At 33.8% G+C, this 18,536-nt stretch carries 14 protein-coding genes and 2 pseudogenes; 7 read left to right on the top strand and 9 right to left on the bottom strand.

Going from position 1 to position 18,536, the window contains the following annotated elements:
* Positions 1-62: 62 nt before the first annotated feature.
* Both ACZZZT_RS02790 and recA read left to right on the top strand, forming a co-directional pair.
* Entirely contained in the window at positions 63-572 is a 510-nt protein-coding gene (locus tag ACZZZT_RS02790; RefSeq protein WP_042564932.1) for an acyl-CoA thioesterase, read from the top strand.
* Positions 573-763: 191 nt separating this feature from the next.
* Complete coding sequence (recA, locus tag ACZZZT_RS02785) at positions 764-1,771, top strand: recombinase RecA (RefSeq protein ID WP_042564963.1); 1,008 nt, start codon at positions 764-766, stop codon at positions 1,769-1,771.
* A gap of 571 nt (positions 1,772-2,342) precedes the next feature.
* Here the strand turns inward: recA and ACZZZT_RS02780 are convergent.
* Positions 2,343-3,088 (bottom strand): annotated as a pseudogene (locus ACZZZT_RS02780) (lysophospholipid acyltransferase family protein).
* Positions 3,089-3,389: 301 nt separating this feature from the next.
* Between ACZZZT_RS02780 and ACZZZT_RS02775 the strand changes: the two are divergent.
* The 3 genes and pseudogenes from ACZZZT_RS02775 (at position 3,390) to ACZZZT_RS02765 (ending at position 5,214) form a co-directional block, all read left to right on the top strand.
* Positions 3,390-3,764 (top strand): GxxExxY protein, encoded by a 375-nt coding sequence (locus ACZZZT_RS02775; RefSeq protein ID WP_073395009.1) that lies wholly within the window; start codon positions 3,390-3,392, stop codon positions 3,762-3,764.
* A gap of 194 nt (positions 3,765-3,958) precedes the next feature.
* Positions 3,959-4,932: pseudogene (gene trpS, locus ACZZZT_RS02770) on the top strand (tryptophan--tRNA ligase).
* Positions 4,933-5,064: 132 nt separating this feature from the next.
* Positions 5,065-5,214 (top strand): hypothetical protein, encoded by a 150-nt coding sequence (locus tag ACZZZT_RS02765; RefSeq protein ID WP_463459337.1) that lies wholly within the window; start codon positions 5,065-5,067, stop codon positions 5,212-5,214.
* Here the strand turns inward: ACZZZT_RS02765 and dprA are convergent.
* Positions 5,211-6,311, bottom strand: a complete 1,101-nt coding sequence (dprA, locus tag ACZZZT_RS02760) for a DNA-processing protein DprA (protein WP_463459336.1) — start codon at positions 6,309-6,311, stop codon at positions 5,211-5,213. The genes ACZZZT_RS02765 and dprA overlap by 4 nt on opposite strands.
* A gap of 255 nt (positions 6,312-6,566) precedes the next feature.
* Between dprA and ACZZZT_RS02755 the strand changes: the two genes are divergently transcribed.
* Complete coding sequence (locus ACZZZT_RS02755) at positions 6,567-7,535, top strand: HU domain-containing protein (protein WP_463459335.1); 969 nt, start codon at positions 6,567-6,569, stop codon at positions 7,533-7,535.
* A gap of 129 nt (positions 7,536-7,664) precedes the next feature.
* Positions 7,665-8,126: a hypothetical protein gene (locus ACZZZT_RS02750; protein ID WP_463459334.1), complete on the top strand. Its 462-nt coding sequence runs from the start codon at positions 7,665-7,667 to the stop codon at positions 8,124-8,126.
* A gap of 58 nt (positions 8,127-8,184) precedes the next feature.
* Here the strand turns inward: ACZZZT_RS02750 and ACZZZT_RS02745 are convergent, their stop codons facing one another.
* From ACZZZT_RS02745 to mnmG, 7 genes are all read right to left on the bottom strand, one after another.
* Positions 8,185-9,702, bottom strand: a complete 1,518-nt coding sequence (locus ACZZZT_RS02745) for a hypothetical protein (protein WP_463459333.1) — start codon at positions 9,700-9,702, stop codon at positions 8,185-8,187.
* Between the two features lie 166 nt (positions 9,703-9,868).
* On the bottom strand, positions 9,869-10,621 hold the full coding sequence (locus tag ACZZZT_RS02740; RefSeq protein ID WP_463459332.1) for a hypothetical protein: 753 nt from the start codon (positions 10,619-10,621) through the stop codon (positions 9,869-9,871).
* 188 nt (positions 10,622-10,809) lie between these two features.
* Positions 10,810-13,089: a helix-turn-helix domain-containing protein gene (locus tag ACZZZT_RS02735; protein ID WP_463459331.1), complete on the bottom strand. Its 2,280-nt coding sequence runs from the start codon at positions 13,087-13,089 to the stop codon at positions 10,810-10,812.
* A gap of 103 nt (positions 13,090-13,192) precedes the next feature.
* On the bottom strand, positions 13,193-13,774 hold the full coding sequence (locus ACZZZT_RS02730; RefSeq protein ID WP_042564922.1) for an OmpH/Skp family outer membrane protein: 582 nt from the start codon (positions 13,772-13,774) through the stop codon (positions 13,193-13,195).
* Positions 13,775-14,461: 687 nt separating this feature from the next.
* Positions 14,462-15,310, bottom strand: a complete 849-nt coding sequence (locus tag ACZZZT_RS02725) for a class I SAM-dependent methyltransferase (RefSeq protein WP_463459330.1) — start codon at positions 15,308-15,310, stop codon at positions 14,462-14,464.
* Between the two features lie 98 nt (positions 15,311-15,408).
* On the bottom strand, positions 15,409-15,873 hold the full coding sequence (locus tag ACZZZT_RS02720; protein WP_463459329.1) for a GNAT family N-acetyltransferase: 465 nt from the start codon (positions 15,871-15,873) through the stop codon (positions 15,409-15,411).
* Positions 15,874-16,201: 328 nt separating this feature from the next.
* Positions 16,202-18,073: a tRNA uridine-5-carboxymethylaminomethyl(34) synthesis enzyme MnmG gene (mnmG, locus tag ACZZZT_RS02715; protein WP_463459328.1), complete on the bottom strand. Its 1,872-nt coding sequence runs from the start codon at positions 18,071-18,073 to the stop codon at positions 16,202-16,204.
* Between the last annotated feature and the right edge of the window lie 463 nt (positions 18,074-18,536).

Genomic DNA, 18,536 nt, shown 5'->3' with positions numbered 1-18,536 from the left:
CTGTGGCAAAAAATAAATTGTTCGCTTTAGCGGATAGCAAAAAATAATTTTACATTAAAAAAATGAATCCAAAACACCCTTCAGAATCTCTAACTATTTTAACCGATTTAGTTTTACCGAGCGAAACTAATCCTTTAAACAACCTTTTTGGCGGCGAATTATTAGCCAGAATGGACCGCGCTGCAAGTATTGCGGCACGCAGACATTCCCGCCGAATTGTAGTTACGGCATCTGTAAATCACGTTGCTTTTAACAGGGCCATTCCCCTTGGAGCCGTAGTGACAATAGAAGCAAAAGTTTCCAGATCATTTAAAAGTTCTATGGAAGTTTTTATCGATGTTTGGGTAGAAGACCGTGAGTCGGGAAGCAGAACCAAAGCCAACGAAGCTATTTATACTTTTGTCGCGGTGGATGATAGCGGAAGACCTGTTGAAGTGCCGGCAATTATACCGGAAACTGAACTTGAAATACAACGTTTTGACGCCGCACTTCGTCGTAAACAACTAAGTTTACTGCTTGCCGGAAAAATAAAACCGTCAGAAGCTACAGAATTAAAGGCTTTATTTTTATAGGACAATTTTTGTGAAAATTTGATACAATTTGGAACAATGAAACTTCAAAAAAAGAAGTAATTTTACAGAATTACATGCCCATGAAAAATCTAAATCAGGAAGCTATTTAAATTCCGGTTTATTTTGAGAATGAAAGAATTATAAAAATATAGATGAAAGAAAAAGTAAAAGAAGTAAAAGAAAAAGAAAAGATGAGTTCAGAAAAAGAAGCCAAATTAAAAGCGCTCCAACTTACGCTTGACAAACTAGATAAGACTTACGGTAAAGGAACTGTAATGAAAATGGGAGATAAAGCCATTGTAGAAGTTGAGACAATTTCTTCAGGTTCTCTTGGTGTAGATTTAGCACTTGGAGTAAACGGTTACCCAAAAGGAAGAATTATCGAAATATACGGACCGGAATCTTCTGGTAAAACAACATTAACTTTACACGCAATTGCCGAAGCTCAAAAAGCCGGAGGAATTGCTGCTTTTATAGATGCAGAGCACGCTTTTGATAGAAATTATGCTGAGAAATTAGGCGTAGATATCGAAAATCTAATCATCTCTCAGCCAGACAATGGAGAGCAGGCTTTAGAAATTGCCGAAAACTTAATTCGTTCAGGAGCAATTGATATAGTTGTTATTGACTCGGTTGCTGCGTTGACTCCAAAAAGTGAAATCGAAGGTGAAATGGGAGATTCAAAAATGGGTCTTCACGCACGTTTGATGTCTCAGGCTTTGAGAAAACTTACAGGAACTATCAGTAAAACAAATTGTACTGTTTTCTTCATCAACCAGTTGAGAGAGAAAATTGGTGTTATGTTTGGAAATCCTGAAACTACAACGGGTGGTAACGCCTTAAAATTCTATGCTTCAGTACGTTTAGATATTCGTCGTTCATCTCAAATTAAAGATGGTGAAAATGTTATCGGAAACAGAACTAAAGTAAAAGTGGTTAAAAACAAAGTAGCACCGCCTTTTAAAACTGCTGAATTCGACATTATGTACGGAGAAGGGGTTTCTAAAACAGGTGAAATTCTTGATTTAGCAGTTGAGTTTGACATTGTTAAAAAAGCAGGTTCATGGTTTAGCTACGGAGATACAAAATTAGGACAAGGTCGTGATGCTGTAAAAGCATTAATTAAAGATAATCCGGAATTAGCTGATGAATTAGAACTTAAAATAAAAGCGCACATCAAAGAATTGGCTAACGCATAAAATATTAAATATCTGCTAATTGCAGCGTTTATAATTCAAACCCGACAGTTTTAAAAAACTTGTCGGGTTTTTTTATTTCAAAAAAAACAAAAAACTGACGCAACCCTTTTAAAACAATTACATCTTATAAAGAGACTCAAGATTTTACACGGTATTTACTGCCATAAATACCTTAATCAAAAGTTTGTTTTTAGAATAAATTTGGTTGTTTATTGTTTATAAAGATCCGTTAGTTTTTTTGGTGCTAACGGGTTTTTATTCTTTTTTAAGAAATATTTTACGTTTAAACGCAACCTTTTTCATTTTTTAGAATCTATTAATTGTGACGTTAACTTGAGTTTTAATCAAACTCTTTATTACCAACCCTTAAGATTTGTAACCATGAAAGAGAAACTAGAAGTGTTGTTGAATAAAAACCGTAGAAAAACCAAATTAAAAATTAAGAAAGTATTACGTTTTATTTCTGAGAAAATAATACATCGATAAATTTTGAATATAAAAGGGGTTTTAATTCAAAATAAAACCCGGCAAGCTTTACAGTTTGCCGGGTTTATTATTTTAAGTGCTCTGGTTACTTTTTCTTTTTAAATTCAAGTAATCCTTTATAAATCACTTGTCTCACCTGATCTCTTAGATCTTTCCTGTTTTCACCTGTTAAGCCTTTGGTTTCAATAAATGGCAAAACCTTTATTCTCATTTTTCCCGGACTTCCACTCAAAAAAGTATACGAGAATCGTTCTTTATTGTCTGCAAAAACAATAGGTACAATCGGAATTTGATGATCTATTGCCAAGCGAAAAGCGCCGTCTTTAAATTCATCCAACAAAATAGTTTCATCGTCAGGAACCCCGCCTTCAGGAAAAATACAAATACTAAGTCCTTGACTAAGTCTGTCTTGTGCCCTTTTAAAAACTTCATTTTTGCTTCTCGATGAATTTCTGTCAACCAGAATACAAGTTCTTTTATAGAAAAATCCAAATAACGGAATTTTTGAAAGCTCTTTTTTCCAACAAATACAAACGGATTTCGAACTATAGCCAACATCAGCATAATATCTGTCATTGAAGTATGATTTGCGACGATCATGTAACTCTTTCCCTTCTCAAGTTTCTGCAAACGTTCGATCGTATAATAAAAACCCATCCCAAAAAGGATAAATTTAGCCCAAATGCGGGCCATTTTAAAAAAATAGGGGTATCCGCTTTCCGAAATAATAGAAACTAGCAAAAACGGCAGCATAATCAATATCGGAATGGCCATTAAAATGTAAAACCAAATGCGCCACAAAACCCAAAAAATAATTTTAAATCCTTTCATGGTTTCAAATGTAAGAAATCAGAAGTAAATTTTACAAAAAGAATTTTTGGTGTTGATAAAACTGGAATGTTTTTTACCACAGAGAACACAAAGTTTTTTCACAGAGAAAAGAAGTAGGATTGAAACTTGATTGCAAGTAATAAGATCACAGAGTTTTATAACTTTGACCCTATCTTCAAAAATTCTTTTGATTTTCAATTTATTAGCAAATACTTCGTCACTTTGCGAAAATTTTATGCTCCATGTGGAAAAAAAAACATTATTTTTATACGAAAATATGCGTTAAAAAATAGAATGTTATATGACAGAAAATGAAATATCAACTATCATAATTGGATTAGCAATTCAGGTCCATAAAGCTTTAGGACCTGGTTTGTTAGAAAATGCTTATCAAGAATGTCTCTACTACAAAATTAAACAGAGAGGACTTTTAGTAGAAAAGGAAAAGCTGATGCCAGTAATATTTGAAGAAGTAAAATTAGATTGTGGTTACCGTATCGATTTATTGGTTGAAAATAAATTTATAGTAGAAATTAAAAGCGTAGAATCTTTAACTACAATTCATTTAGCTCAAACGTTGACTTACTTAAAACTTGGTAATTATAAACTAGGATTACTTATAAATTTCAATGAAATTTTATTAAAAAATGGAGTCAGAAGAGTGATCAACGATTAATAATGCACTTAACTTTGTGCTCTCAATAAAATTTATTTTATCTGCAAACTTAAAAACTTCTTCCCTCTGTGAAAAACTTCGTGTTCTCCGTGGTAAAAAATTAAACATTCCCAGAAAAAACATTTACAATTAAAAAATTACACAGTTTGCCGTAAAAAAACGAACTTTGCGTTTAGTAATAAGAAAAAACGAGAATGGCAAAAATACTAACCGGTGTTCAGAGTACTGGAACGCCACACTTAGGCAATTTATTAGGAGCAATTATTCCTGCAATCGAATTATCAAACAATCCTGCAAATGAATCATATTTGTTTATTGCTGATTTACATTCGATTACGCAAATTAAAGATGGTAAAACATTAAGAGAAAACACGTATAGTACAGCTGCGGCATGGCTTGCGTGCGGACTAAATCCTGATAAGGTTACATTTTACAGACAATCTGATGTGACTCAAACTGCTGAATTAACCTGGTATTTAAGCTGTTTTTTCCTTTTCAACGTTTGACTTTGGCACATTCTTTCAAGGATAAAGCCGATCGTTTAGACGATGTAAATGCGGGACTTTTTACTTATCCGATGTTAATGGCAGCAGATATTTTGCTGTATGATGCAGAATTTGTTCCGGTTGGAAAAGACCAATTGCAGCATTTGGAAATTACACGTGATGTGGCATCTCGTTTCAACCATCAAATGGGGGAAACATTTGTAATTCCTGAAGCTAAAATTCAGGAAGACAGTATGTTGATTCCGGGAACAAACGGTGGAAAAATGAGTAAATCTGCCAATAATATTATCAATATTTTCTTGGATGATAAAACGCTTCGCAAGCAGGTTATGAGTATCGAAACCGATAGTACACCGCTTGAAGAACCGAAAAATCCGGATACCTGCAACGCTTTTGCGATTTATTCTTTACTGGCAAATGAAACTCAAATTGCTGAAATGAGAGCGAATTATCTAGGTGGAAATTACGGTTACGGTCACGCCAAACAAGCTTTGTTTGAATTGATTACAGAAAAATTTAAAACCGAAAGAGAAAAATACAATTACTATATCAACAACCTTGAAGAAGTTGATGCACTATTGAAAAAAGGAGCCTTAAAAGCTTCTGTTGTTGCGGATGGTGTTTTGGCAAAGGTTCGCGAAGTTCTTGGTTTCGGAAAATAAACCTTTTTCAAAAATAAATATAACCTCTTGTTTACGCAGGAGGTTTTTTTATTTTAGAATGTAGAAACTTTAATAAATAATTCGTAATTTCATCAAAATCAATACTTTCAAGTATAATCAAAACCAAATAAGATGAATAAGTTTGTAGAAGATTATGATGTTCCACCCTATTTATTTCAGATTCTGAATGTTGTATTTGCCATTATTTTAATTATTGTCCTCTATCAATTATACAGACATTTTAAAGGAAAAAATAATTTTAATTCAGTAATTACTCGTTAAATAGCTTCAAATAATTTGCCTGGCAATGGCCGAATTACGCCTTTAAGTTCCATATTTAGCAAGACTCCTGAAATTTTAAAAATCGGGAAATCGCACTGCAAGGCAATAATATCCAGTAATTCTTTACCATTTTTTATTAAAAAATCATACACTTTTTGTTCATCAGGTTCGAGATCAACAAACAATGATTTTTGAATTGATTTTACCTTTTTCTCGATGTCCCAATTGAGCATATAAATCAAATCTGCCGCGCTCGACAGAACATTTGCTTTTTGTGTTTTAATCAAATCATTGCAGCCCTGGCTGTACTTATCAGTAACTCGGCCCGGAACCGCAAAAACATCTCGATTATAATCATTGGCAAGATTTGCGGTAATCAATGATCCTCCTTTATCAGCAGATTCAATGACAATTGTAGCTTCCGTCATTCCGGCTACAATGCGATTTCGGCGTACAAAATTTTCTTTATCAGGATTTGATGAACTCCAGAATTCGGTAATAAAACCACCGTTCTGTTCCATTTTTGCAACATATTTTTTGTGCGTTTTTGGATAAATCTGATTGAGACCATGCGCCAGAACGCCAATAGTTTGCAAATTATGTTCCATCGCAATTTGGTGGGCTACGATATCAACTCCGTAAGCAAAACCACTCACAATTACGGGATCAAGAGGTGCCAAATCTTCAATTAGTTTTCTACAAAAATCCGTTCCGTACGAAGTGATCTGGCGCGTGCCGACAATACTGATTATTCTTTTGTTTTTTAAATTCATATTTCCTGCAGAAAAGATCAAAACAGGCGAATCAAAACAATGTTTCAGGCGTTCCGGATAATTTTCGTCCTGAAAGAAAGAAACTTTTACATCATTAGATTTAATAAAATCAAGTTCTTTACTCGCTTTTTCAAAGATGGATTTGTCTTTCAAATTTTTTAATAAAGCAGCACCAACTCCATCAATGGCTGCAATTTGATTTGTTTTTGTTGTAAAAACCGTTTCTGCCTTTCCAAAATGAGTTAGTAATTTTTTGGCCATAATATCACCAACACCTTCGACTTTTAATAAGGCCAACAAATAAAACAAATCTTGTTCTGACATAATAAAATTTAATTTTTAAGAAGTAGAAAAAATCTTTAAAACAATAACATCCCAACTACTTTTAAGAAGAACAAAGATATAAAACAGAAGTAATTTCCTGCTAAAATAAAATATTTAAACCTTATTATAATTATTATCAAAAAACTAATTATATTTAAATCGTTGAAAAAGAACAACATGTAGAACAATGCGGATTGTTAATAAAAATTGTGAATAAAATTTTGATAACTATATTGGATGCATAACTTTGTTACTATGAAAATCGAAACTTACATCGCGCAATTATTGTATCGTTATCAGTGTGTAACGGTTCCCGGATTTGGAGCATTTCTAACAGAAATTCAGCCGGCTCAGGTGAATGAGAGCACAAATTCGTTTTTTCCACCAAAAAAAACAATCTCATTCAATGGTCTATTGAAAAACAATGACGGACTATTGGCAAATCATATTGCTCAGGCAGAAAACACATCATACGGTTTTGCTGTTAGTGCCATTGCACACGAGGTTTTAAACTGGAAAAAAGTACTGGAAGAATATGGTTCTTTGCAATTAAAAAATATTGGTGATATTCGTTTGAATGCAGATCAAAATATGGTTTTCTCACCAAACGATCAACATAACTATCTAACAAGCTCTTTCGGACTAAGTCCGTTTGTTTCTCCTGTTGTAAAAAGAGAAATGTTTGAGAAAAAAGTGGCAGAACTTGAAGAAAGAGAAGCTATCGCCATAAACGAAGATGAAGATGAAATTAAATCCTCAAAATCATATTTAAGATATGCTGCAATATTCGTTTTAGGTCTTGGAATTACAGGAAGTATTGGATATCCTATTTATCAAAACCAAATTGCAACACAAACACTTATCGTTGAAAGCGCAGTTCAGAAAAAGGTAGAAAACAAAATACAAGAAGCAACATTTTTTATTCAAAATCCGTTGCCGGCAGTTACACTTTCTGTAGATTCTTCAAAAACAGAAACTGTAGAAACAAAAAAAATGCCTTATCACATTATGGCGGGAGCTTTTAGAAGTGAACAAAATGCCAAAAAAGCATACGATCAGTTGATTAAAGACGGTTACAGTGCGAGAATGCTTGGTGAAAACAAACATGGTTTATTTCCGGTTTTGTACGGAAGTTATGCAACAATGGCCGAAGCCGAAAAAGCACAAAAAGAAATTCAGAAAGGCGAAAATCCGGATGCCTGGATTTTAGTCGAATCCTTATAAAAATTAAAAAATCCAATTCTGCAGAATTGGATTTTTTTTGCCCTATTTTGTCCCTTAAAAATCTTCTGCAGCCGTCGTGCAGATAATTCACCGTTTATTTTTGCTGGTAAATTTTAAAAATAAACATTAATGAATACTACAATTAAATTTACTTTGGCGTTAATGCTAATGTTGAGTTCTCAGGCGTTTTTTGCACAGAAAATAGTGACTAGTGACAAACAGCAGCAAATCATCAACCAGAAGGCCGAAAAAGACGCTAAAAAAGCATCTGATGAATATCATGCAAAACTTAATGACGAACAGGCAAAATTAAAAAAGGAACAAAAGCGAGTAGAAAAAGAGAAAAAGCAAGTAGAGAAACATCAAAAAGATCTCAAAAATTCTGAAAAAGATTTAGCTAACAGTAAAAAGAAAGTTGCTAAATTAGAATCTGAGAATCAAAAAATAAATTCAAAACTAGGTTCACTTTCTGATGAAGAATCTCAAAAACAACAATTGAAAATAAAAAAGAATGAGCTTGAAATTCAAAAACTTAAAGTAAAGCAAATTGATCAGCAAAAGGCTTTAGATAAAGCGCAAGCGCAGATATAAAAATAAAAATCCTGTTTCATGTGGAACAGGATTTTTTTATCTCATAATTATCTTTGCTCTATGTCAGGTAAACAACTCCATTTTGCTGTACACGGCCATGCCCGATAAGACTATTCATAATTAAATCTCCATTGCCAATATATTGAATAAGGGCATAAAAACCATTTCCAAAAATATTATTTCCAAAAATTCTCTTGTGTACAGTATGGCCTGTTAGCCAATCCAAACCGGTAATTTCCCATCCTGTTCCTGCCGCTTTATAATATCCATTTACAAAAACGATATTAGATCCTGTACTAATTCCGGGAACCATACTTACATCTGAAACATCTCCGCGAGTCCAGACAGAACTCCATGAATGTGTAACGGGATTCCATTCAAACCTTTCTACTCCAAAGGGGGCGTCTAAAATTGGTCCCCGGGCAATTGCATCTACAAGAACTGCTCCGGTTAGCTGGTCATCTGTCAGACTAACATTATTTACAACAAAAGCGCCATATCCGCTTACTGCTACAGATTGATCTGTTTGTATAAATTCTGTTGTCAATGGTAAGCCGCAAGTTACTTGTATCTGTCCTGCAATTCTATCTGTAAAACCAACCGGAATTTCATTTCGCCAAAAGGCGATCAAGCCCATTCTTTTCAGCCCGTCTGTAATAACTACCAGTTTATCTGCATCATTTCCAAAACCCATTAAAGTTGGTGTTGCGCCAGAGCCGGAACCAAAAAGAGTCGGGAAAGTATCTCCTGTAGGATAAGCAGATTCCCAGGCACCATCTGCCGGATTAGAGGAAATTATGGTTCCTGTCCAAACCAATTTGTACATTTTTTCATCGGTAACAACATAAATTCCACCATCTTCATCTACTGCCACAGAATTAGATATTGTTTCTGTTGGGCTAAAAGTATATTGCGCTAAAGCAGGAGCTGTTAGATTTCTGTTTAATATTGTAATAGAACGTCCGCCAACAACAATCAAACGTCCGTCAAATGTCATCGATAATCCCGCAACCGATTCGCCACTCGGGAGAACTGTAGACGTCTGTATGCTTCTTTTAACTTCAATTCCCGGAAATAAAACTGATGATTTTAAATTTATTGCATTTATTGCTCCTAAATAATTCACATACACATCATTATTATTATCTACAACACTATAAACGCCTCCAAAAAGTCCAAAACCGCTTCCTCCGCCAAGCCCAAGTGCGCTCAATGCAGTTTGAATTGCAGTAATTGATGCAAACGGCTGATTTAAAACAGATGCTAAAAGTGATGTTACAATAGTTGGAGCGCCGGGAAGTGGTAATCTGTAAAGCGGCGTAAAATTATCATTTGAAACTCTGATATAGGAAACATCTGTAAGTGAAACTCCCCACATATAATCCGGATCTGTAGAGGCTAATGTCATGATGTTAATGGGTCCGCCTGCAACTTGTGGTAAAGGTGTAAGCAATGGCAAAACTGATGTTACATTTTTAATGTCTCGCGGAACTTCATTTGGAAAATTGTCGGTTTGAGCAGAATCAAAATGAGTAATTGCATACTTTGGAGCGGCCAAAAATGGATTGTTTGTCATAGTTAAATAGGTTTTAAGGTTAAAAAAATTAATAGTTAGAAAAGCTTATTTATAAGATTTTATGCATTTAAATGCTTTATAAAAATAACCTTAAATATTGAATACTAGACAATTAATTAATATTTTAACACTATTAAACCTATCAAAAATGTTTTTAAAGTAAATATTATTTTACAATAATAGCATCTTGCTCCAGAATCTTTTTATTGTTTTGATAAATGGTCAAAGTCGCAGGCGGTGAATCATTTGTCCCTAAAACGATGATGTAACATCGATACAGATAATCACCTTTTTTAAAATCGAAATAGCTATTTCCTCCACTTCCGTCGGGAATCCATTTTCCGTTAGTAATAACTAAATCAGGCTTTTCACTCATTTTTTGTTTGAGAGACCAAGAAGCATAACGGTAATTATTATTTCCTAAATCATCAATTCTAATTCTGAATTTTGACGATTCCAGAATATATTCCGGAGCTTTAAATTTTGCGATTGAAGGATGCAGTTTTGCTTTCTCGGCCGCAATCAATTTATTACTAAGATTTTTCTCAGCCTGAGATTGATAATTAATACTAATAATTTTTCCATCAGTATCAATCCATAAAGTGCCTTGATTCAGCATAATTCCTCGCCAGCCAACTTCCGACCAATCTTTTGCGGGATTTGATTTAATGATTTCATTTTTCAACGTCGCATCAAAAATCTGATCGTATCTTTTTACAAAATCAGCTTTGTTTTTAACGTTCGGAATTGGATAATCTCTTCCAAGCGGAAAAGAAATAAAAGCCGCAACTCCCTCTTTGTTATTGCTTTTTACATTAGCAATAAAGCTTTTGATAAACTTTTGATATTCTGGTTTTAAATCCTGGCTAAAAGTCAATTGACTGCAAAAAATAATGAGGTATATTATTCTAATTTTCATCTATAAATCATTTTATTAATTATAAATCTGATAACTATAAAGTTAGCAAATTAATGTTTTATTCGAACATTACAGCTTCTACATTATTCAAAATCAGAATTATATGTTTAACGTGGAACAATTAAAAAGTCTTAAAATAATTTCTAATTTTTCTATTTTACATAATGTTAATTAGCAAAATCTAAAAATCAATTAATACTGGCCTTGAACATTTTAAGTTCATCCCAGGTAAATTCATCCCCATATTTTTCTTTTAATGGATTCAAAGACTCTTCCTGATAGAACTCAAAAGCTTCGCGCAAAGCCAGAATTTTATCGTACGGCAGAACATCTGAAATATCAACTTTATTAGCCTGAATTAGTTTAACAAAATGCGTTTCAACAGTTTGCACGGTTAGCTTACGAATGCGCGCTATATCTGCAATTGAATTTTTCTCCAGCCACAAATCATGCGTTTCTTCTATAGTAGTTTTTTTAGCAGCTTTAGGTTCATTTTTATCTAATTTCCTTGCTGTATAACGAACAACAGGTTCTTCCGTTTTAAAGATATCGGTATTCGTCATGTTTAATTCCTCGCGAATCTTTGCAATCTTGTCTAATTTGTAATTTTTAATCGCTGAAGAGCTTAATTTTTCTTTGCAAATAGTCTCGCCTGCAACGACAATTTCAATTAATAATTTAGCTTTCATTAAGCGCAAAACGGCCTTTGTTTGCAAATCATCTAAAAATGCTAATTCTTCGTAAAACTCTTTTACTTTTTTAAATTTCTGAATTTCAGCCATTTTCTGCAAAAGATCTGTCACCAGTTTGTCCATCGGCTTGAAAAAATAATCATAAGCAGCCACTACCCTTTCCTGCACAAAGAACAGATCAACAGTTTCTTTATTGAAAATTTTATTGAGCTGATGGATGAATTTTTGAGATGGATCTAAAAGCAACTCAATAGTTTCGAGACGCTTTGCCGCCCAAACCGAATGCTTGGCTTTTTCAGAATTCACTGCATTTTCGTTATAACTAAAACGGTGATTGCGCCATTCCTGCGCTAAATCGGTCCAGTTAAAACTGTTAATCAAATAGTTATGAATAAAATTTTTGGTTTCAAAATGCAAAGAGTTCTTTAAAACTTCTTCTGTTGCTTTGTTTAAAGAATAATCCATTACGTCCTGATCGTTAGAAATTCCATTCATTTGTAACGGAGAAAGTAAAATAAGCCCGTTTAAGGAAGTTAAACGAGATAATGCTACATATGCTTGTCCCGGCAAAAAAACTTGCGATACATCGAGCGCAGCTTTCTCAAATGTCAAACCCTGACTTTTGTGTACCGTAATTGCCCACGCCAATTTAAGGGGATAATGTGCAAATGTGCCTAAAACCTCTTCTTCAACCTCTTTTGTGAGATCATTTACTTTATAGCGAATGTTTTTCCATTCGTATTTCTCAACTTCAATGGTTTTATTCTCTTTAGGAAAATGAACGAAGATTTCTTCAGGTGAAAGTGATTTTATAATGCCCATTTTTCCATTGAAATAGCGCTTTTCAAAAGAAATATCATTCTTCACAAACATAACCTGCGCACCTACTTTCAATTTCAGATTTTCTTCAACCGGAAATATTTTCTCGGGAAAATCTCCAACAATAAAAGGCTGAAAAGCAAATTCATTTCCAGCTAAATCATTAATAGCCTGTTCATTAATCGAATCTGCTTTTGCGTTATGAGTTGTCAGCGTAATGTAACCGGGATTGTTTTTTAAGTCGAAATCGGGTTTTACATATTCGTTTAAAACGGTAATATCCTGAGGTGTAATCTGATTATTTCGAAGATTGTTTAAAACAGAAATAAAAGTGTCGTCTGTCTGGCGATAAATCTTGGATAATTCGATATAAAGCGGTGGATTTTGCTGAATTACATGCGAATGAAAGAAGAATTTTCCTTTGTAATAATTGCGTAAAGTTCGCCATTCTTCATCCCTGATTACGGGCGGTAATTGCAACAAATCGCCAATAAAAAGCACCTGAACACCGCCAAAAGAGCGTGAATTTCTGCGAACGGTTTGCATCATAAAATCAATTGCATCCAGTAAATCAGCACGCAGCATACTTACTTCGTCAATGATTAGCAATTCCATATTACGAATCACATTTCGCTTTACATTGTTCATTTTAAAGTGTCTGCGAAGTGTTTCTTTATTCTCAAACTTCACCGTTTCAGTAAATTTTGATGCTTCATCGTACGATGGAATAAACGCCGAAAATGGCAATTGAAACATCGAATGAATGGTTACTCCGCCCGCGTTTAAGGCAGCAATTCCCGTGGGAGCTACCACAACAGTGTTTTTGTGCGTTGTAGCGATAATTTCGCGCAAAAGCGTAGTTTTTCCTGTACCAGCTTTACCGGTAAGAAATATAGATTTTTGCGTTTGATTGATGAATTGTAAAGTGTAAGCAGCAGCTTCTGAAACGTTTTGCATTGGGCAATAATTGAAGAACTAAAAGTATCTTATTTTTATAAAAGAAAAAACCTAAATCCGGTAGGGTAGATTTAGGTTTTTTAATTATTTCGTTGGTGTGGTATTATTTTTTAGCAGCTTCGCCTTCTTTTGCTGCAGGCTTAGCTTCTGCTTTTGGAGAATCTTTGTATTTATCATTCAAAGCTTTAATAATATCTTTTGTGATATCATACTTATCTTCAGCATATAATACTGTTGCAGCATCACCAGTACCGTAGATATAAGAGTAACCGTTCTTCTTACCGTATTCTTTAATGAATTTTTTAACTCCACTTACAAGAGAATCCATTTCAACACCACTTTCTTGTTGTAATTGTTGAGATAATGCTTGCTGAGCGTAACCCAATTGTTGCTCTCTCTTTTGCAACTCAGCACCTCTTTGTTGAGCCCAGGCTTGCCCATTTGCTTGTGCCTGACTTTGAAAATTAGCAGCGTCTTGTTTAAAACGAGTAATTTCCGCTTGTAGTTGTCTTCCCTTTTCTTCAGCTTGAGCTTTGTATTTTGCCTCAAGATCTTTCGCTTCAGTGTACTCTTTCATTAAAACCGAAGTATCAACGTAAGCTGTTTTTACTTCCTTAACTTCTGCTGTTTTATTACACGAAACAACCGAAATTGAAAGTGCGATAATTACTAATGCTTTTTTCATTTTCTAAATTTCTAATTTTTTTAATGTATTGAAGACAAAAATATAAAAAAATAAATAGCATCAACATAAAGTTTAAAAAATGCTCGAATTTTATGATATTAGTTTTACTTATAAAGAAAAACATTAGCATAAAAAATCATTATTAAAAATGACTTCCACAGCTTTTATTAGAGCCGTTTTCTCAAAAAAGATAACAAAACCCTCATTCTTCTTGAAAAAACACTGCAAATAGGCTTATTTAGCGTTTCAGCCGTTTTTTGAGCATAAAACGCTATCCGTTTATCATTTTTACTGCCTTGTATTTTTAAAATTGATCACAGTCCAAAAAATTATCAAAATTTCATTTTTTTTGTTCTGCAATTTTCAGAAATAGAAATTCGAATAAAAAGTATCATTTATGAAATTTTACTTTGAAAAACACAAAAATAAAACTTCGACATAAAAACAAAATTTCAGCAATTTTTACATCATTCTATTTTCAAATTTGAAATTTGAAAATTCAGCGTAAAATTTGAAAAAACACTCGTTTTTTATGGTATTGTTTTTATTTATAGAACCGTCTAAAAGCATAAAAAACCGCTATTAAAAGCGGCTTTTATAGCTGTTATTAGAGCCTGTTTCTCGAAAAAGAGGATATTTCTCCTCGCCCAGCCAGAAAAAGCGCTGGAAACGCGCTTATTTTGCGTTTTAGCTGTTTTTTAGGACGTAAATGTGAGATGAATACTCTTTTGTACTGCCCGCTTTCAAATTTGACTTTAAGCCAACAAAAAACGCGCTAATATAATTCATTTTTCCGGTTTTGTATTTTTCAGATAATAAGCTCACGTAAAAAGAATCAAATTTCATTGGAAGCACTTTTTCTAACTTCATATCTACTTTTTCAAAAAGCGACTGAATGGCTTTTTTTGAGAAATGCCAAAAATGAATTGGCACATCAAAAGCTGCCCAAAATTCTTTGTAATGTTTTGCATCGTATGATTTAAAATTTGGAACCGCAACAATTAATGTTCCAGTTGGTTTTAACAAACGCTTCAATTCCTGAATTTGAAGTTCTAAATTTGGAATGTGTTCTAAAACGTGCCACATTGTAATCACGTCAAAAGAATTATTTTCGAGAACGCTAATTTCGTCCACAAAAGAAATTCCTTTTTGCTTCGCAATATTTTTTGCTCTTTCGCTTGGTTCTACTCCAACAGTTTCCCAACCGTCATTTTTTGCCGTTAATAAAAAATCTCCGGTTCCGGCACCAATGTCTAAAATTTTTCCCTTTTGAGATTGTTCCGCATTAATCAAATTGAGTTTGTTTTTTAAAGCAATATTTTTCACAAAGTGATATGCTTTTTCAAACAACGAACGTTTGTTATCTGTGTGCGAAATATAATCTTCGCTTTCATAATATTTTCCAAGATTTTCCAAATCTGGTTGCGGAGATGTAATCAACATGTCTAAAGTTTCGTCGTGATACAATTCGAAAATTTCTTTAGATACAGAATGGTCTTTTACAGTAAGAAAATGTTTTTTGTTTAAAACGTCCATTTTTTAATTATAGGTATTTTGGTTTAATATTATAGCAAAACCCTAAAAGTAAAATTTCAACTTTTAGGGTTTATTATTTTAGTATTTATATTTTTCTTTTAGCTCTTCCAATTTATTTTTACAGCCGACATTTTTTCATTTTCAATTCTTGTTTCACTCAAAATTGTAAAACCATTTTTAATATAAAATGGCATTGGAGATTTATACAATTCGTTATTTTGTTTTACTTCATTTTCCTGATCAATTACCCAACCATTCAAACTCGTTTTATTCTTTTTAATTTCATTGATCAAAAGCGAACCATTTCCTTTTCCCTGGATTTTACTATTCAGAATTATCGCAAACCAATCTTCTCCTTCTCTTAAAAAAGTAAATGTCCATCCAATTATTTCATCTGAATCATCAAACAGTAAATAATGTTTTGTGTTCGAAAGTCCGTTCAAATACAATTCAAAATCTTCAATAGTTTTTAAATGTAATCTTGTCGGATATTCGTTATTCCAAAGTTCACGTAAAACTTCTTTTTCTTCTAATGATAAAACTTCTTTTTCAACGATCTTCATAAAACAAAAATTTAGATTTCATCTCTTTTGTCATTCCGAGGAAAGAGGACACGAGCGATAGCGAACTGGCGAAGCAATCTTCGCAAGAAACTCCACAATCAAAGAACCAGTCTTTGCCGATCTTGCTACGGAGATTCCTCTTTCCTCGGAATGACAAAGTATATCAAATTTAGTTTCACGTGGAACAAATGTCATTTTTAGATTTCAGAATTTAGATCAAAATTTTAAATACGTTTCACGTGGAACAATTTAATCATTATATCTTTATTCACATTTTTATCACAGAGCACAACCTGAAACCTGAAACAAAGAAAACCTGAAACAAAACTTATCTTCCCATATAAATCAAAAGCACAGAAATATCACTTGGTGACACTCCGCTTATTCTTGAAGCTTGAGAAATTGTAACAGGACGAATCTTGCTCAACTTTTGTTTTGCTTCAATAGACATTGATTTGATTTTATTGTAATCGAAATTCTCCGGAATTTTCACTTCTTCTAAACGAGTTAGTTTGTCTGCGTTGTTTCTTTCCTTTTCGATATAACCAGAATATTTGACCTGGATTTCGGCTTGCTCCAAAATTTCCTGATCAACATCATTTGCTTCTATGTATTCTTTTACTTTTTCAAATTTCATCATATCCTCCAAATCAATTTGCGGACGTGAAAAAACTTTAAACATTTTATCGCCTTGCGTAATTGGAGCTGTTTCTTTCTCTTCCAGAATTGGATTTGTCTCCGCAACCGAAACACTTGTCTCTTTAAAGAAAGCAACCATCTTTTCAGACTCATTTAATTTCTTTTCCATTCTACGCAAACGAGCTTCAGAAGCAAGACCAATTTCGTGTGACATTGGTGTTAATCTAAAATCGGCATTATCCTGGCGCAACAAAGTTCTATACTCTGCTCTTGATGTAAACATACGATATGGTTCTTCCGTTCCTTTCGTAATTAAGTCATCAATCAAAACTCCGATATACGCTTCATCACGTTTTAAAATTAATGGCGCTTTTTCATGCACTTTTAAATGCGCATTTATTCCGGCCATCAATCCTTGCGAAGCTGCTTCTTCATATCCTGTTGTTCCATTTATTTGTCCGGCAAAATATAAACCTTCAACAAGCTTTGTTTCCAAAGTATGTTTCAATTGCGTTGGCGGAAAATAATCGTATTCGATTGCGTAACCCGGACGAAAGAATTTCACTTTCTCAAAACCGGCAACAGAACTCAAAGCTTTAAATTGAATATCTTCGGGCAACGAAGTCGAAAATCCGTTTACGTAAACTTCACAAGTATTCCATCCTTCCGGCTCAACAAATAATTGGTGACGTTCTTTATCAGCAAAACGATTTATCTTATCTTCTATCGAAGGGCAATATCTTGGCCCTAGACTTTTGATTCTTCCGTTGAACATTGGAGAACGATCAAAACCTTCTCTCAAAATATCATGAACATCAAGCGACGTGTATGTCATGTGACAAGATCTTTGATGCGTTAACGGAACGGTTAAATCCGAATAAGAAAACTTATCTGGCTTTGCATCTCCTTTTTCTTCATTCATTTTCGAATAGTCCAAAGAACGACCATCAACTCGTGGTGGCGTTCCGGTTTTCATTCTTCCAGATTCAAAACCTGCTCGAACTAAATCTTCGGTAATTCCGGTGGCGGCACTTTCTCCTGCTCTTCCTCCTCCAAATTGTTTTTCTCCAATATGAATCAAACCATTCAAAAAAGTTCCGTTTGTCAACACAACAGATTTAGATCGAATCTCTACTCCCAACGAAGTTCTGATTCCTTTTATCTTTCCGTCTTCGATAATCAAACCTTTTACCATCTCCTGATAGAAATCCAAATTTGGAGTTCCCTCCAACATCATTCTCCATTCTTCGGCAAAACGCATTCGATCACTCTGAACTCTCGGCGACCACATTGCAGGTCCTTTTGATTTATTCAACATCTTGAATTGAATTGCAGTTCGGTCAGAAACAATTCCTGAGTATCCACCGAGCGCATCAATCTCACGCACAATTTGTCCTTTTGCAATTCCTCCCATCGCGGGATTGCAAGACATCTGTGCAATGTTTTGCAGACTCATCGTAACCAATAAAGTTTTCGATCCCAAATTTGCAGCTGCTGCCGCAGCTTCAGATCCGGCATGACCTGCACCAACTACTATAACATCGTATTCTTCTAAAAACATTTTGTTTTATTATTCTCTGCAAACCGTTTAAGGCAGTTCTCAGAATTAACTTCTTCACACTTTTTGTTCCACGTGGAACGGCGCTTACGCGCAATTATCAAATCAATCTTAAATAAGATTCAAGACCAGAAATCCCAAATTCCAACTACAATTCTGAAAAATCGTTCCACGTGAAACAATAGATATATTCAAGCTTCAAGTTTCAATCCGTAAATTCTAAATCCTATATACAGTCGTAAATCATGTTCCACGTGGAACAGATTTAAACTATTTAATTTAAAATCGTAAATCTCATGCTGTGTTACACGTGAAACATAATTAACTTTACTTTAAAAAAAGTTTAGAGTACGGCTTTGTTTTAAAAATTAAACCATAAACGTTCCACGTGAAACACTTTATAATTGTACTAATCAGAAAACTTTAAATTAAACTCTTCCACGTGAAACGTTTTATTAAACAGACT

The organism is Flavobacterium sp. AC274, assembly GCF_979258275.1.
The sequence above is the reverse complement of the archived record's forward strand: the minus strand, read 5'-3'. Positions and strand labels throughout refer to the sequence as shown.

What these genes read in the sequence shown, in the direction of transcription:
- dprA (WP_463459336.1), bottom strand. Translation starts at nt 6,311, where the DNA reads ATGTCAGAACAAGATTTGTTTTATTTGTTGGCCTTATTAAAAGTCGAA.
- ACZZZT_RS02720 (WP_463459329.1), bottom strand. Translation starts at nt 15,873, where the DNA reads ATGAAGATCGTTGAAAAAGAAGTTTTATCATTAGAAGAAAAAGAAGTT.
- ACZZZT_RS02730 (WP_042564922.1), bottom strand. Translation starts at nt 13,774, where the DNA reads ATGAAAAAAGCATTAGTAATTATCGCACTTTCAATTTCGGTTGTTTCG.
- ACZZZT_RS02765 (WP_463459337.1), top strand. Translation starts at nt 5,065, where the DNA reads ATGAATAAGTTTGTAGAAGATTATGATGTTCCACCCTATTTATTTCAG.
- ACZZZT_RS02790 (WP_042564932.1), top strand. Translation starts at nt 63, where the DNA reads ATGAATCCAAAACACCCTTCAGAATCTCTAACTATTTTAACCGATTTA.
- mnmG (WP_463459328.1), bottom strand. Translation starts at nt 18,073, where the DNA reads ATGTTTTTAGAAGAATACGATGTTATAGTAGTTGGTGCAGGTCATGCC.
- ACZZZT_RS02735 (WP_463459331.1), bottom strand. Translation starts at nt 13,089, where the DNA reads ATGCAAAACGTTTCAGAAGCTGCTGCTTACACTTTACAATTCATCAAT.
- ACZZZT_RS02775 (WP_073395009.1), top strand. Translation starts at nt 3,390, where the DNA reads ATGACAGAAAATGAAATATCAACTATCATAATTGGATTAGCAATTCAG.
- recA (WP_042564963.1), top strand. Translation starts at nt 764, where the DNA reads ATGAGTTCAGAAAAAGAAGCCAAATTAAAAGCGCTCCAACTTACGCTT.
- ACZZZT_RS02740 (WP_463459332.1), bottom strand. Translation starts at nt 10,621, where the DNA reads ATGAAAATTAGAATAATATACCTCATTATTTTTTGCAGTCAATTGACT.
- ACZZZT_RS02745 (WP_463459333.1), bottom strand. Translation starts at nt 9,702, where the DNA reads ATGACAAACAATCCATTTTTGGCCGCTCCAAAGTATGCAATTACTCAT.
- ACZZZT_RS02750 (WP_463459334.1), top strand. Translation starts at nt 7,665, where the DNA reads ATGAATACTACAATTAAATTTACTTTGGCGTTAATGCTAATGTTGAGT.
- ACZZZT_RS02755 (WP_463459335.1), top strand. Translation starts at nt 6,567, where the DNA reads ATGAAAATCGAAACTTACATCGCGCAATTATTGTATCGTTATCAGTGT.
- ACZZZT_RS02725 (WP_463459330.1), bottom strand. Translation starts at nt 15,310, where the DNA reads ATGGACGTTTTAAACAAAAAACATTTTCTTACTGTAAAAGACCATTCT.